The sequence below is a fragment of the Amycolatopsis thermophila genome (assembly GCF_030814215.1).
GTDB classification, from domain to species: Bacteria; Actinomycetota; Actinomycetes; order Mycobacteriales; family Pseudonocardiaceae; genus Amycolatopsis_E; species Amycolatopsis_E thermophila.
This window is the reverse complement of sequence record NZ_JAUSUT010000001.1, coordinates 4,023,673-4,037,153: the sequence shown is the minus strand read 5'-3', so window position 1 is coordinate 4,037,153 and position 13,481 is coordinate 4,023,673. Positions and strand designations below refer to the sequence as shown.

15 protein-coding genes and 1 pseudogene are annotated in these 13,481 nt (G+C 72.5%); 8 read left to right on the top strand and 8 right to left on the bottom strand.

The genetic code is table 11. The features are described 5' to 3' along the window. The first annotated feature begins 186 nt into the window (after window positions 1-186). Together FB470_RS19830 and FB470_RS19825 are read left to right on the top strand one after the other, a co-directional pair. Window positions 187-687 carry a YbaK/EbsC family protein gene (locus FB470_RS19830; RefSeq protein ID WP_306993607.1) on the top strand — a complete coding sequence of 167 codons (501 nt, stop codon included), beginning with the start codon at window positions 187-189 and terminating at the stop codon, window positions 685-687. Further along, window positions 684-1,253: a GNAT family N-acetyltransferase gene (locus FB470_RS19825; RefSeq protein ID WP_306993605.1), complete on the top strand. Its 570-nt coding sequence runs from the start codon at window positions 684-686 to the stop codon at window positions 1,251-1,253. Before FB470_RS19830 ends, FB470_RS19825 begins: the two co-directional genes overlap by 4 nt. Here the strand turns inward: FB470_RS19825 and FB470_RS19820 are convergent. From FB470_RS19820 to FB470_RS19805, 4 genes are all read right to left on the bottom strand, one after another. Next, a complete protein-coding gene (locus FB470_RS19820) occupies window positions 1,238-2,131 on the bottom strand; it encodes a DMT family transporter (protein WP_306993602.1) in 894 nt (297 codons plus the stop codon). The genes FB470_RS19825 and FB470_RS19820 overlap by 16 nt on opposite strands. Window positions 2,132-2,296: 165 nt before the next feature. Beyond that, window positions 2,297-3,958, bottom strand: a complete 1,662-nt coding sequence (locus FB470_RS19815; RefSeq protein ID WP_306993600.1) for a DUF885 domain-containing protein — start codon at window positions 3,956-3,958, stop codon at window positions 2,297-2,299. Window positions 3,959-3,989: 31 nt separating this feature from the next. After that, window positions 3,990-4,874 carry a methylenetetrahydrofolate reductase gene (locus FB470_RS19810; RefSeq protein ID WP_306993598.1) on the bottom strand — a complete coding sequence of 295 codons (885 nt, stop codon included), beginning with the start codon at window positions 4,872-4,874 and terminating at the stop codon, window positions 3,990-3,992. A gap of 59 nt (window positions 4,875-4,933) precedes the next feature. Then, window positions 4,934-5,941: a bile acid:sodium symporter family protein gene (locus FB470_RS19805; protein ID WP_306993597.1), complete on the bottom strand. Its 1,008-nt coding sequence runs from the start codon at window positions 5,939-5,941 to the stop codon at window positions 4,934-4,936. 84 nt (window positions 5,942-6,025) lie between these two features. On the opposite strand from FB470_RS19805, the gene FB470_RS19800 reads away from it, so the two are divergent. Next, complete coding sequence (locus FB470_RS19800; RefSeq protein ID WP_306993595.1) at window positions 6,026-6,883, top strand: LysR family transcriptional regulator; 858 nt, start codon at window positions 6,026-6,028, stop codon at window positions 6,881-6,883. Here the strand turns inward: FB470_RS19800 and FB470_RS19795 are convergent. Both FB470_RS19795 and FB470_RS19790 read right to left on the bottom strand, forming a co-directional pair. Then, window positions 6,880-7,197 carry an AzlD domain-containing protein gene (locus tag FB470_RS19795; protein WP_306993592.1) on the bottom strand — a complete coding sequence of 106 codons (318 nt, stop codon included), beginning with the start codon at window positions 7,195-7,197 and terminating at the stop codon, window positions 6,880-6,882. The genes FB470_RS19800 and FB470_RS19795 overlap by 4 nt on opposite strands. After that, window positions 7,194-7,856 carry an AzlC family ABC transporter permease gene (locus FB470_RS19790; RefSeq protein WP_306993591.1) on the bottom strand — a complete coding sequence of 221 codons (663 nt, stop codon included), beginning with the start codon at window positions 7,854-7,856 and terminating at the stop codon, window positions 7,194-7,196. The genes FB470_RS19795 and FB470_RS19790 overlap by 4 nt, the downstream gene beginning before the upstream one ends. A gap of 68 nt (window positions 7,857-7,924) precedes the next feature. Here FB470_RS19790 and FB470_RS19785 point away from each other — a divergent pair, with 68 nt between their 5' ends. Continuing rightward, window positions 7,925-8,482 (top strand): helix-turn-helix domain-containing protein, encoded by a 558-nt coding sequence (locus tag FB470_RS19785; RefSeq protein ID WP_306993589.1) that lies wholly within the window; start codon window positions 7,925-7,927, stop codon window positions 8,480-8,482. Between the two features lie 28 nt (window positions 8,483-8,510). Beyond that, window positions 8,511-9,443: pseudogene (locus tag FB470_RS19780) on the top strand (DDE-type integrase/transposase/recombinase). On the opposite strand, the gene FB470_RS19775 reads toward FB470_RS19780, so the two are convergent. Next, window positions 9,444-10,169: a helix-turn-helix domain-containing protein gene (locus tag FB470_RS19775; protein ID WP_306993587.1), complete on the bottom strand. Its 726-nt coding sequence runs from the start codon at window positions 10,167-10,169 to the stop codon at window positions 9,444-9,446. 34 nt (window positions 10,170-10,203) lie between these two features. On the opposite strand from FB470_RS19775, the gene FB470_RS19770 reads away from it, so the two are divergent. Beyond that, window positions 10,204-10,641, top strand: coding sequence for a VOC family protein (locus tag FB470_RS19770; RefSeq protein ID WP_306993585.1), 438 nt, complete (start codon window positions 10,204-10,206; stop codon window positions 10,639-10,641). Here FB470_RS19770 and FB470_RS19765 read toward each other — a convergent pair. Then, on the bottom strand, window positions 10,638-11,432 hold the full coding sequence (locus FB470_RS19765; RefSeq protein ID WP_306993583.1) for a PIG-L family deacetylase: 795 nt from the start codon (window positions 11,430-11,432) through the stop codon (window positions 10,638-10,640). The genes FB470_RS19770 and FB470_RS19765 overlap by 4 nt on opposite strands. Window positions 11,433-11,510: 78 nt before the next feature. Here FB470_RS19765 and FB470_RS19760 point away from each other — a divergent pair, with 78 nt between their 5' ends. After that, window positions 11,511-12,581, top strand: coding sequence for a polyprenyl synthetase family protein (locus FB470_RS19760; protein WP_306993581.1), 1,071 nt, complete (start codon window positions 11,511-11,513; stop codon window positions 12,579-12,581). A gap of 105 nt (window positions 12,582-12,686) precedes the next feature. Continuing rightward, window positions 12,687-13,472 (top strand): LLM class F420-dependent oxidoreductase, encoded by a 786-nt coding sequence (locus FB470_RS19755; protein ID WP_306993579.1) that lies wholly within the window; start codon window positions 12,687-12,689, stop codon window positions 13,470-13,472. The last annotated feature ends 9 nt before the right edge of the window (window positions 13,473-13,481 follow it).

Sequence of the window (13,481 nt, the reverse complement as noted above, 5' to 3'; positions counted from 1 at the left end):
ATCGTCGCGCCCATGGCCGCGGGCCATCATTCGGTGCGCGACCGCCGGTGCACGGTCGCCGGGCGCCCCGCCCACACCCGAGGGCGGGGTCGCCGAAAGCCGTTGTGCGGCCGTTGCGGCGACCGTGACCGCGACCGAGCGGGGATACTCGTCGCCCGCGGTGGCCGTCCGTGATCTCATATCGGTATGAGCAGCCTGGACCATCCGGCGGTGGCCAAGGTCGCTGCCGCGCTCGCCGAGGCGGGCCGCCACGAAGCCGCCGCCGGCATCCGCATCCTGCCGGCCGAGGTACGCACCGCCGCACTGGCCGCCGAAGCACTCGGGGTCGAAGTCGGCGCCATCGCCAACAGCCTCGTCTTCCGCGCGGTGTTCGCCGACCGGACCGCGCCGCTGCTCGCCCTCACCTCGGGTGCGCACCGCGCGAACACCACCACCCTGGCCGCGCTGATCGGCGCGGAGTCGGTCGAGCGGGCCGATCCGGAGTTCGTGCGGACGCACACGGGCCAGGCCATCGGCGGCGTCGCCCCGGTCGGGCACCCGGCGCCGATGCTCACCCTCGTCGACACCGCGCTGCAGGCCTACGACACCGTGTGGGCCGCGGCCGGGCACGCGAAGTCGGTCTTCCCGACCACCTTCGCCGACCTCGTCGCCGTCACCGGCGGACAGCCCGCGGACGTGGCCGCATGACGACGTCCCTGCACTACGCCCAGCTGTCCGCCGACGACTTCCGCACCCGGCTGCGGGAGGCGCTGGCGATCTACGTCGACGCGATGCGCTACCCGCCGGGCACGGCCGAGCAGCGCGCGCCGATGTGGCTCACGCACGCCCTGCGCGAAGGCTGGCGGTGCATCGCGGCGCTGGACGCCGACGACACGATGCTCGGCATCGCCTACGGCTACCGGGGCGCGCCCGGCCAGTGGTGGCACGAGCAGGTGCGGCGCGGGCTGGCGAAGTCCGGCGGCGAGCAGTTCGCCGACCAGTGGCTGACCGACTACTTCGAACTGACCGAAATCCACGTCCGTCCCGCGAGCCAGGCCCGCGGGATCGGCGAGGACCTGCTGCGCCGGCTGCTGGACGGCGTGCCCAACCGGCACGTGCTGCTGTCCACACCGGAGGGCCCGAGCCGGGCGTGGAAGCTGTACCGGCGCATGGGGTTCGTCGACGCGCTGCGCGACTACCACTTCGCCGGTGACCCACGCCCGTTCGCCATCCTCGGCCGCACCCTGCCCCTGGAGCCTCAGGACCGCAGGTAGCCCACCAGCAGCCCGGCGCCCAGCAGCGCGGCGCCGCACCAGCCCTGCAGCCCCAGGTGCTGGTGCAGCAGAACCTCGCCGATGAGCGCGGAGGTCAGCGGCTCCAGCAGGGTCGCCAGCGCCGCGACCACGGGGGACGCGGCGCCCAGGACCCGGAAGTAGGCCGCGTACCCCAGCCCGGTGGGCACGATGCCGAAGTAGAGCGCGATCGCGACGACGTCGGCGCGCACCGGCATCCCCATCCCGAACAACAGTCCGGCGGGCAGCAGCAGCGCCCCGCCGGCGAGCAGGCCGAACGCGGTGGTCCGCTGGAAGTCCAGGCCCTCGACCGGGCGGCGCATCACCAGCGTCAGGGTGGCGAACCCGGCGCCCGCGGCGAGCGCGCACGTCACACCGCCGGCCAGGCGCCAGCCGCCCGGACCGGGTGTGGACGACAGGAGCGCCAGACCGGCCACCGCCAGCGCGACCGACAGCAGGGTCACCGGCGCGGGCAGCCGGCGGGCGCGGACCGCGGTGGCCGCCGTGACGAACACCGGAACGCTGCCGATGGTGACCATGGTCGCGATGCCGACCGAAGTCAGCGCCACCGCCGCGAAGTACGCGGCCTGGAACGAGCCGAGCAGGCCGCCGGCCACCGCGATCCGGCGGAGCACCGGCCTGGTCCAGACCACGCCGCGCAGGCCGCCGGACAGCCACACGAACAGCACGACCGCGGCGCCGCCGAGCAGCAACCGGTACGTGGCCACGGAAACCGGGCTCAGCCCGGCGCGGCGGGCGAGTAGCGACCCGGCCAGCCCGCCGGTGCCCCAGAGGACACCGGACAGCAACAGGATCAACGACGATCGAGCGCGGGCGGGCGCGTCGACGGAAACAGACATGGGAAAACCGCTCCAGCGTCAGGAATGGACAGACATGCCCAGGACGCGGGGCGGTGCGGCATCACGCCGGGCTGCGGGATGCCGTGTGGTGTGTGGAGTGGACCGCCCCGCTAGGCCGGGGGCGGCGGCGTGACCAGGAAGACCCGGTGCATCACGTGCTCCTCGCTAGTCGAGTTCGGCCAGCTGCTCGCGCAGCGTGTCCAGTCCCATGCCGCCGAGGCGGAGGGCCTTCGTGTGGAAGTCCTTGAGGTCGAACGCGTCGCCCTGGCGCTTGCGCACGTCCTCGCGGGCCTCGATCCACAGCCGCTCCCCCAGCTTGTACGCCGGGGCCTGGCCCGGCCAGCCGAGGTAGCGGTCGATCTCGTCCCGCACCAGCGGTTCGTCGGTGATGGTGCGGGTCAGCATGAACTCCAGCCCGAGGTCGGGGGTCCACCGCTCACCCTCGTGGAACCCGGTGCCGGACGGGATTTCCAGCTCCAGGTGCATCCCGAAGTCGACGACCACCCGCGCGGCCCGGAACAGCTGCTCGGACAGCATGCCGAGCAGGTCGCCGTCGTCGGAGAGGTAACCGAGGTCCTGCATGAGCCGCTCGGCGTAGAGCGCCCAGCCCTCGCCGTGGCCCGACGTGAACGCCAGCAGCCGCTGGAACCGGTTGAGCGACTGCTCGTACACGGCCGTCGCGATCTGCAGGTGGTGCCCCGGCACGCCCTCGTGGTAGACGGTGCTGACCTCGCGCCACGTGGAGAACTCGTCGCGGCCCGGCGGCAGCGACCACCACATGCGGCCGGGGCGGGTGAAGTCCTCGTTGGGGCCCGTGTAGTACGCGCCCGCACCGCCGCCCGGCGGCGCGATCCGGCACTCCAGGGCCATCAGCGGGTCGGGGATGTCGAAGTGCTTGCCGCGCAGGTCGGCCAGCGCGGTGTCGGACAGCTGCTGCATCCACCGCTGGAACGCCTCACGGCCCTGCACGCGGTAGCGCGGATTCGCGTCCAGCGCCGCGGCGGCGTCCGCGAGCGAGCCCCCCGGCGCGATGCGCGCGGCGACGGCCTTCATCTCGGCCTCCAGGCGCAGGAACTCGGTCCAGCCCCACTCGTAGGCCTCGCGCGGATCGAGGCTCGCGCCGATGAAGTAACGCGACCAGAGCCGGTAGGCGTCCTCGCCGACGGCGTCCTTGACCCGGGCCTTCGGCGCCAGCTCGGCGCGCAGGAACCCGGCCAGCTCGGCGTAGGCCTCCTGGGCGGCGCAGGCTCCGCGGTCGAGATCCGCGCGCACCGCACCGTCCGGCGCGCCGGCGACCAGGTTCTCGAAGTACCCGGTCTCGCCGGACAGCCCGGCCCACGTCTCGGCCTGGTCGGCGACCTTGGTGACCTGGCGCAGCGCGGGCGCGTTGCCCGCCTCGACGGCGGCCAGGAGCGAAGCGCGGATGCCGTCGACCGCCTCCGGCACCTTCCCCAGTCGCTGGGCGATGGCCGCCCACTGCTCCGGCGTGTCGGTCGGCATGAGGTCGAACACCATGCGCAGGTCCTGCACCGGGCTCGCGATGACGTTGAACGACGCCACGTCCAGCCCGGCGTCGTGCATCTCCAGGTCCAGGCCCGTGCGCTCGGTGAAGACGGCCTTCGCGGCCCGCTCACCCGCGTCGGCGGGCTCCGCGGCGGCGACCGCGTCCAGCGCGCGCCGGGCGATCGCGGCGCGGGCGGCGTGACCCTCCGGGGAGTAGTCGGTCAGCTGGTCGTCGTAGCCCGGGATGCCCATCTCGGTCGCCGCGACGGGGTGCGCGGCGGCGAAGTCCTCGACGAACCGGTCACAGATCTGGTGCACACCCATGGACGCAACCTACCGAACCGGGGCAACGCCTTTATGCCCGCGCGGGGACCAGGCCGAGCCTGCGCACGACCTCACGCGTGGCCTTGGACCGGTTGAACGTGTAGAAGTGCAGGTCGGGCACGCCTTCGGCGATGAGCCGCTCGCACAGCTCGGTGACCACGTCCAGCCCTTCGGCGCGGAACGCCTTGGGGTCACCGGCCAGCGGCTCGAGGCGGTCCAGCAGCCGCCGGGGCGCGGGCGCACCGGACAGCCGGATCGTCGTGTGCAGCGTGCGGGGCGTGGTCAGGGGCATCACACCGGGGATGACCAGCGCGTCGCAGCCCGCGGCGGCGACCCGGTCGCGCAGCCGCAGGAAGTCCTCGGCCTCGAAGAACAGCTGCGCGATCCCGAAGTCCGCCCCCGCGCGGAACTTGCGCACCAGGTACTTGGTGTCGGTGTCCAGGTCCGGCGAGCGCGGGTGGCCGTAGGGGAACGCGGACACGCCGACGCAGAAGTCGCCCAGCGACCGCACCAGCGACACCAGTTCCTCCGCGTAGCGCAGGCCCTGCGGGTGCGGCACCCACTCGCCATAGGGGTCGCCCGGGGGGTCGCCGCGCAGGGCGAGGATGTTGCGGACGCCCACCGCGGCGTACCAGCCGATGACGTTGCGCAGCTCGGCGACCGAGTGGTCGACCGCGGTGAGGTGCGCCATCGGGACCAGCGTGGTCTCCGTCGCCACCCGCGCGATGCTGCGGATCGTGCCGTCGCGGCTCGACCCGCCCGCGCCGTAGGTGATCGACATGTAGGCGGGGTCCAGCGGCTCCAGCTCGCGCACCGACCGCCACAGCACGGCCTCGTCGGCCGCGTCGCGGGGCGGGAAGAACTCAATGGAGAACGCCGGGGACTCCCCTCGCAGGCGCTCGATCACCGACGTCATGCGCGCAATGGTAACCGGCGTCCGAAACGTGGGAAACGAGGTCCGCCTCCTGGGAACCGTTAACGCACCCCGGCGACAGCGGGTTGACCGGCCTCCGCCTGCGCGCCCCAGCGGCGTGCCAGCACCGCGCAGATCATGAGCTGGGCCTGGTGGAACAGCATCAGCGGTAGCACGATCAAGCCCACCGTCTGCGCCGGGAACAGCACGGCGGCCATCGGCAGACCACTGGCGAGGCTCTTCTTCGAGCCGGCGAAGATGATCGCCGCGCGGTCCGCGCGGTCGAAGCCGAGTTTCGGCGTGACGAGCTTGAGGATCCAGAACACGACGTAGAACAGGGCGAGGTTGACCACCACGAGCCCGCCCAGCGCGAGCGGCGTGAGCTGGTGCCAGATCCCGGCGACCACGCCCTCGCTGAAGGCCGTGTAGACCACCGCCAGGATCACCGTGCGGTCGGCGCGGCCGAGGATCTTCTTGTGGCGCGTGATGAATCCGCCGATCCAGCGCCGCGCGATCTGCCCGGCGACGAACGGCACGAGCAGCTGCAGCACGATCGACGTGACGGCGTCCAGCGAGAACCCGTGACCGGTGCTCTGCAGCAGCAGGCCGACCAGCAGCGGGGTGACGATGATCCCCAGCAGGCTGGAGAACGAGGCGGCGCAGATCGCCGCGGCCACGTTGCCCTTGGCGATCGAGGTGAACGCGATCGAGGAGTTCACCGTCGAGGGCAGCGTGCACAGGAAGATCACACCGGCCGCGAGCGCCGGGGTGAGCACGGCGGGCACGAGCAGCTTCGAGGCCAGCCCGAGCAGCGGGAACAGCACGAACGTCGACGCCAGGATCACCAGGTGCAGCCGCCAGTGCTTGAGGCCGGCCATCGCTTCGGCGGTGGACAGGCGGGCGCCGTAGAGGAAGAAGAGCGCGCCGACGCCGATCGTGGTCACCCAGTCCGCGACCTCGGCTCCCTGCCCGCGCGCCGGTACCAGGCAGGCGACCCCGACCGCGGCGAGGATGCCGACGATGAACGGGTCGATCCGGAGCTTGGCCAGCAGCGCGAAGGGAGACATCACGCAATCCATCGTCCGCCGGCCCTCGACGATTGTGAAGTATGATGAGCAACATAACTGCTATCGCGGATCGCGATGGAGGTGGCGGTGCTGGATCCCGTGTGGCTGCGCACCTTCCTGACGGTGGCCGAGACCCGCAGCTTCACCCGGGCCGGGCAGCGGCTCGGGCTGCGGCAGTCGACGGTCAGCCAGCACGTCCGCAAGCTCGAGGAACTCACCTCGCAGCAACTGCTGCTGCGTGACACGCACTCGGTCGAGCTGACGCCGGACGGCGAGGCGATGATCGGGTTCGCCGGCACGATCCTGGAGGACATCGAACGCGCGCTGGCGTACTTCACCGGCCCGGAGCTGCGTGGCCGGGTGCGGTTCGGCGCTTCGGAGGACTTCGTCGTCGGGCCGCTGCCGGAGATCCTGCGCGAGTTCCGGCGTTCGCACCCGCTGGTCGACCTGGAACTGACCGTGGACCTGTCCGGTGTGCTGTACGAGAAGCTGCGCGCCGGTGAGCTGGACCTGGTGCTGGGCAAGCGCCGTCCCGGCGACGAGACGGGCAGTCCGTTGTGGACGGACCCGCTGGTGTGGGTGGGCCGCGAGGGTTTCGCGGTGGAGGACGAGGCACCGGTGCCGCTGATCGCCTACCCGCCACCGAGCATCACCCGCGCCAGGGCGCTGGAAGCGTTGCAGAGCAACGGAAAACCGTGGCGGATCGTGTGCACGAGCGGCAGCCTGAACGGCCTGCGCGCCGCCGCGCTGGCCGGCCTGGGGGTGGTGGTCTTCGCCCGCAGCCTCATCCCGGCCGGCCTGGTGGAACTCCCGCCGAGCCAGAACCTCCCCGACCCGGGTGAAGTGGAATTCCTGCTGTCCACCCGCTCGGCCACCCCGCGCGGCCCGACCGCGGCACTCTCGGACACGATCCGCACCGAGGCCAATCGCCTGCACAGCTCTTAGGGCACTCCGGCCAGCCGGAGGAGGGCGGTGACGGCCGCGGCCGACACGACGACCACCAGGAACGGCGCCTTCCGCCACGCCAGCACCCCCGCGACGGCCACCCCCAGGGGCCGCGCGTAACCGGCGAAGGAGTGACCCTCGGCCAGGGCGTTGGTCGCGACGACGGCCGTCAGCAGGACCGCCGCCGCGATGCCCATCAGCTTCTGCACCCGGTCGGGCACCCGGATCTTCGCGCGCAGCAGCGGGCCGGCGAACCGGAACGCGAAGGTGCCCGCGGCCAGCACCGCGATCGCGATCAGCAACGGGACCGTCATCGCCGCCCCACCAGGACGAGCAGCCCGGCCAGCGCGAGCAGCACCGGCAGGCCGGCGGGCAGGAACGGCGTCACCACCAGCGCGACCGCCGCGCCGGCCAGCGCGGCATGCCGCGTCGACCGGTCCTCCAGCGACGGCAGCACCAGCGCGAGCAGCACGGCCGGGAACGCGGCGTCGAGCCCGAACGCGTCCGTGTCGCCGATGACGGTGCCGGCGAACGCCCCCGCCAGCGCACCCACGTTCCAGCACACGAAGATCCCGATGCCGCACGCCCAGTACGCCGTACGCCGCCGCCCCGCGTCCTCCTGCGCCATCGCGAACGCGACGTTCTCGTCGGTCATCAGGTGGCTGCCCAGCACGCGCCCGCGACCGCCGAGCACGTCCGCGACCGCCATGCCGAACGGCAGGTGCCTGCTGTTGATCAGCAATCCGGCGACCGCCGCGGCGAACGGGCTGCCCCCGGCCGCCACCAGCCCGACGAACAGGAACTGGGCGGCGCCGGCGAAGACCACCAGCGACAACACCACCGGCAGCCACGGTCCGAACCCGGACCCCGTGCTGATCGCGCCGTAGGAGACCCCGACGACGCCGTCCGCGAGCGCCACCAGCGCCACGTCGCGCATCAGGCGCCGGTCGAGTGTTCGGTAGATCGTACGCATCGCCTCTTATACTGAACGACGGGCGAACCGTTCGTCAATCCGAACGACTGGACTTATGGAGCGAACACATGGCCGATCGCGGTGCACCGTTGGACGTCATCGCGGCTTCCCTGCGGCGGGAACGCGCCCGCACCGGGCTGTCGCTCAGCGAGGTCGCCAAGCGCGCGGGTATCGCCAAGTCGACCCTGTCCCAGTTGGAGGCGGGCAGCGGCAACCCGAGCGTGGAGACGCTCTGGGCGCTGAGCGTGGTGCTCGACGTGCCGTTCGCCCGGCTCGTCGAGCCGCGGCGGCCGCAGGTGCAGGTCATCCGGGCCGACGAGGGGCCCACGTTCTACTCGGAACGCTCCGACTACGTGGCGACGCTGGTGGCGTCGTGCCCGCCGAACGCGCGCCGCGACCTGTTCCGGATCGCCGCCGAGCCCGGCGAGCCGCGCCGCTCCGACCCGCACATGCCCGGCGTGGTCGAACACGTCGTGCTCAGCGCCGGACGCGCCCTGGTCGGCCTGGCCGGCGAGCCGGTCGAACTCGCCCCGGGCGACTACATCGCCTACCCCGGCGACGTCGAGCACATCTTCCAGGCGCTCGAACCCGGCACCCGCGCGGTGCTGGTCTCCGAGCACACCTAGCTGTTGCGGGTCATGACGATGGTGTCGGCTGAGGGGGTCTGAGACAGGGGGCCGGCTCGTCGCGCGGTGCCAGACCCGCCCGATCGCCCGCAACACCGCGGAGATGGGCATTTCCCGCCAGTGCGCGTCCAAGCGGGTCAACCGCTGGCGCCGCTACGGCCAGGCCGGGTCTGCTCGACCGGCCCAGCGTCCCGCACGCCCAGCCCACCGCCACCCCAGCCGAGGTGGTAACCCGGATCGAGCAGCTGCGCCGAAAGTGGAAATACTCCGCCCTCGCATCGCCACCTGACTCACCGCCGATGGCATCACCATCTCGGTTCGCACCGTCGGCCACCACCTACTGCAACTCGGTCTCAACCGGCGCCGGTTCCTCGACCCCACCAATCGGGCCCCGCGGCGCATCATCGCCCGCCGGCCCGGTCACATGGTCCACCTCGATGTGAAAAAAGACCGGCCAAATCCCCGACGGCGGCGCCTGGCGCGTCCACGGCAAAGGCAGCGACCAGGACCGGCAGGTCGCCCGCGTCAAAACCCGAGGCCAGCGGCCCCGCTACACCTACCTGCACTCCGCCATCGACGGCTACTCACGCCTGGCCTACACCGAAGCCCTGCCCGACGAGAAAGCCCGCACGGCGATCGGGTTCGTCCACCGCGCGCGGGCGTTCTTCGCCCGCCACGGCATCACCCACATCCACCGCGTGGTCACCGACAACGGCGCCTGCTACCGCGCCCGCGACTTCGCCACCATGCTCCGCGACGCCCGCCACCAGCGGATCACGCCCTACACCCCACGCCACAACGGCACAACGGCACAATCGAGCGCTACAACTGGATCCTGGCCGAAGAGTTCCTCTACGTCCACGTCTGGACCAGCGACAACTACCATCGGCCACACTGCAACCGGCAACCGGCATCCAAGCCCCACACCGGCATCACCAACGTCACGACCTCATACACCTAGCTAGAACAGCGCGAGCGCACCCTCGCCGTCCGGCACCACCAGGCCGCGCCGCTCGCGCACCAGCACCGACGGCGTCACGCCGGCCAGCTCCCGCGTCTCGCGCGTCAGGTGGGCCTGGTCGGCGTACCCGGCCGCGATCGCCGCGGCGGCCAGCGGGACCGGGCGCGCGTCCGCGGACCGGACGAACCGCTGGAACCGGGCGACCCGCTGCAGCGCCTTCGGGCCGAGGCCGACGTGCTCGGTGAACAGCCGGCGCAACTGGCGGCCGGTGACCGCGATCTCCGCCGTGACGTCGTCCAGCGCCACTCCGCTCCAGATCCGGCGCACCGCGTACCGGACCCGCCCGTCCCCGGGCGTGGGCCGCAACGCGTCCGGGAACTCCCCGCGCCACACCGATTCCGCGGCCGACCGCGCCGCCGCGTCCGGCAACAGCGCCGTCAACGGCACCACCGCGTCCCGCACCTCGTGCCCGGGCAGCCCGAGCACCGCGGCCACCGCCGACGTGCGCACCCGCAGTCCGCGCAGCTGCGATCCCCGCGGCACCAGGTGCACGGCGGGCCGCAGGGTCGGCCCCACCAGGTACGCCGCACCGGTCGAGGACACGATCACGTCGGCCGCGGCGTCGGGCACCACGCGCTGCAGGTGGTCGTCCCCCGCCCGCTGCGCCCACCAGCAGCGCACGGCACCGGAGGCCGCCCATTCGCGATAGGCGTCCGTTTCGTTCAAGACCGCACCGGGCCCGGCTGCCATGCTGCCGAGTATGGAGCAAAGCGTGCAGATCATCACGGTGTCGACCAGGGACCTCGACGCCGCGCGGAAGTTCTACGTGAGCGGCCTGGGCTGGGAGCCGTTGCTGGACGTGCCCGGCGAGATCCTGTTCTTCCAGGTCGCCCCCGGCGTCGCGCTCGGCCTGTTCGACGCCGTCAAGTTCGCCGAGGACCTGAACACCACCGGCGTCACCGGCCCCGCCGGGCTGACCCTGTCGCACAACCTGCCCGGCCCCGACGCCGTCGACCGCTGCCTGGACGCCGCGGCGGAGGCCGGGGCGACGATCCTGAAACCCGGGCAGAAGGCCGCGTTCGGGGGCTACCACGGCCACTTCCGCGACCCGATCGGCCTGATCTGGGAGATCGCGCACAACTCCGGCTGGTCGGTGGACGCGGACGGCCGGGTGCGGATCGGGCTCGTCGAACCCTAGAGACCGGCCAGCAGATCCGTCTCGGTGATGCCCGGGCCCTGGCCCGCGCGGATGAACCACTCGGTGCCGAAGGTGTGGGCGAACGCGTCGTCGGGCATCGCCAGGAACAGCGACTGCTCGCTGATCTGGCTCGCGTGCGCGCGCATCGCCGCCCGTTTGACGCCCAGCCACGGCGTCACGTCGACCGCGGCGGTGATCTCCGCGGCCGGCTTGCCGAGCTCGGCCAGGCCGTCGACACCGGGGATCTGGACGCCGGTGTCTGCGGCACGGGCGGCGAACACTTCGAGCCCGGCGCGCACGTGGTCGCGGTTGGCCGTGCTCTGGTACACGCGCGGCGTGCCGGCGAGCTCGGCCGCGCGCATCCCGACGCGGTGCACCTGGATGTGGTCGGGGTGGCCGTAGGTGCCGTAGTCGTCGTACACGGTCAGCACGTCGGCGTTCTCCTCGCGCAGGATCGCCGCGAGCCGCTGGGCCGCCTCCTCCACCGGCGCCTGCCAGAAGGAGCCGGGCAGGTCGTTCTCCGGGGTGCCCATCATCCCGGAGTCGGTGTAGCCCAGGAACTCCAGCCGTTTCGCGCCGAGGATCTCGGCCGCTGCCCTGGTCTCCTCGACCCGCCGCTGCCACAGCGGTTCGCCGTCGCCCAGGAAGCCGGGCGGGACCTCACCGTGCTCGCCGCGGGTCGCGACGACGAGCACCACGCGGTGCCCCTCCTCGAAGGCCTTGCGCATGACCCCGCCGCAGGCGATGCACTCGTCGTCGGGATGGGCGTGAAATGTCACCAAGGTGGCCACGTGCCGAGCCTACGGGCGCCGATCACATCGCGGCCACCCCGCCCAGCGCGCCCGGCCGCGGTCACCGACGATAGGCGCATGGACTTCGACGCCGACCTGCCCCAGCACCTGGAACGCCACCTGGCCGCGTTCCTGACCGAGGCGGGCGCGGCCGTCCGGGCGGACGAGCCCGCGTTCGGATCCGGCGTCGACACCCTCACCGCGTTCGTGCTCGGCGGCGGCAAGCGGTTGCGGCCGACGTTCGCCTGGTGGGCCTGGCGCGGTGCGGGCGGCGACCCGGAGGGCCCGGACGCGGAAGGCGTGCTCCAGGCCGTCGCCAGCCTGGAACTGGTGCAGGCGTGCGCGCTGATCCACGACGACCTGATCGACTCCTCCGATTCGCGGCGCGGCCGTCCCACGGTGCACGTCTCCTACGCCCGCGAGCACCGGGCGAACGGCTGGCTGGGCGCGCCGGAGACGTTCGGGCTGGCCGCGTCCGTGCTCATCGGTGACCTCGCGCTGGCCTGGGCGGACGACATGTTCGCCGGCGCGCCGCTGCCCGCCGGGACGCTGGCCGCCGCCCGCCCCGCGTGGCGCGCGATGCGCACCGAGGTGCTGGCCGGCCAGTACCTCGACGTGCGCACGCAGGCCACCGGCGACATCTCGCCCGAGGCCGCGTTGCGGGTGTGCCGCCTCAAGACCGCGGCCTACACCGTGCAGCGGCCGCTGCACCTCGGCGCCGCGCTGGCCGGCGCGGACGACGACCGGATCGCGCGGCTGCGCGAGTTCGGCGACGACCTGGGCGTGGCGTTCCAGCTGCGCGACGACCTGCTCGGCGTGTTCGGCGACCCGTCGGTCACCGGCAAGCCCGCCGGGGACGACCTGCGCGAGGGCAAGCGCACGCTGCTGGTCGCGCTCGGCCTGCAGCTGGCCGAGGACCCGGAACGGCACAAGCTCATCGCGGACGCGGTCGGCGCCGACCTCAGCGACGCCGAGGTGGACACCGTGCGCCGGACGCTGACCGAGGTCGGCGCCGTCGACGCGGTCGAGGAGCGCATCACGGCGCTCACCGGGACCGCGCTGACCGCGCTGGAACGCGCCGAGCTGGCCGAACCCGCGGCGAGCCGCCTCGCCGAGCTCGCCGAGCTCGCCACCCAGCGCACCTCCTGAGTACACAGTGGACTTCCACCTGGAGCGCGATCCAGGTGGAAGTCCGTGCGGGACAAGGCTTCGCGGCGACGCGCAGGCCGGAACCGATGTGGCTAGGCTGGCGCCATGACCGCTTCCGTCAAACCGATCCGGATCGGGCTGCAGCTCCAGCCCCAGCACGCCGACTACAAGACCATCCGCAGCACCGCGTCCGCGGCCGAGGACCTGGGCGCGGACATCGTCTTCAACTGGGACCACTTCTACCCGCTGTACGGCGACCCCGACGGCAAGCACTTCGAGTGCTGGACGATGCTGGGCGCGTGGGCGGAGTCGACCTCGCGGGTCGAGATCGGCGCGCTCGTCACCTGCAACAGCTACCGCAACCCGGAACTGCTCGCCGACATGGCCCGCACGGTCGACCACATCAGCGACGGCCGCCTGATCCTGGGCATCGGCTCCGGCTGGTTCGAAAAGGACTACACCGAGTACGGCTACGAGTTCGGCACCGCCGGGGGGCGGCTGGACGACCTGGCCGAGGCGCTGCCGCGCATCGAGTCCCGGCTGAGCAAGCTCAACCCGGCACCCACCCGCAAGATCCCGGTGCTGATCGGCGGTGGCGGCGAGAAGAAGACGCTGCGCCTGGTCGCCAAGCACGCCGACATCTGGCACGGCTTCGGCGACGCCGAGACCGTCGAGCGCAAGGTCGGCATCCTGCGGCAGCACTGCCAGGACGTGGGCCGCGACTTCGCCGAGATCGAGATCTCGGTCGGCACCCAGGGCGACCCGGAGGAGGTCGGCCCGCGGCTGCGCGAGCTGGGCGTGAGCACCTTCACCGTCGGCGTGGGCGGCCCGGACTACGACCTGGGCGCGCTGCAGAAGTGGATCTCCTGGCGCGACGCCCAGAACGGCTGAGCGGGCGGG

What these genes read in the sequence shown, in the direction of transcription:
- FB470_RS19830 (WP_306993607.1), top strand. Translation starts at nt 187, where the DNA reads ATGAGCAGCCTGGACCATCCGGCGGTGGCCAAGGTCGCTGCCGCGCTC.
- FB470_RS19825 (WP_306993605.1), top strand. Translation starts at nt 684, where the DNA reads ATGACGACGTCCCTGCACTACGCCCAGCTGTCCGCCGACGACTTCCGC.
- FB470_RS19820 (WP_306993602.1), bottom strand. Translation starts at nt 2,131, where the DNA reads ATGTCTGTTTCCGTCGACGCGCCCGCCCGCGCTCGATCGTCGTTGATC.
- FB470_RS19815 (WP_306993600.1), bottom strand. Translation starts at nt 3,958, where the DNA reads ATGGGTGTGCACCAGATCTGTGACCGGTTCGTCGAGGACTTCGCCGCC.
- FB470_RS19810 (WP_306993598.1), bottom strand. Translation starts at nt 4,874, where the DNA reads ATGACGTCGGTGATCGAGCGCCTGCGAGGGGAGTCCCCGGCGTTCTCC.
- FB470_RS19795 (WP_306993592.1), bottom strand. Translation starts at nt 7,197, where the DNA reads ATGACGGTCCCGTTGCTGATCGCGATCGCGGTGCTGGCCGCGGGCACC.
- FB470_RS19790 (WP_306993591.1), bottom strand. Translation starts at nt 7,856, where the DNA reads ATGCGTACGATCTACCGAACACTCGACCGGCGCCTGATGCGCGACGTG.
- FB470_RS19785 (WP_306993589.1), top strand. Translation starts at nt 7,925, where the DNA reads ATGGCCGATCGCGGTGCACCGTTGGACGTCATCGCGGCTTCCCTGCGG.
- FB470_RS19770 (WP_306993585.1), top strand. Translation starts at nt 10,204, where the DNA reads ATGGAGCAAAGCGTGCAGATCATCACGGTGTCGACCAGGGACCTCGAC.
- FB470_RS19760 (WP_306993581.1), top strand. Translation starts at nt 11,511, where the DNA reads ATGGACTTCGACGCCGACCTGCCCCAGCACCTGGAACGCCACCTGGCC.
- FB470_RS19755 (WP_306993579.1), top strand. Translation starts at nt 12,687, where the DNA reads ATGACCGCTTCCGTCAAACCGATCCGGATCGGGCTGCAGCTCCAGCCC.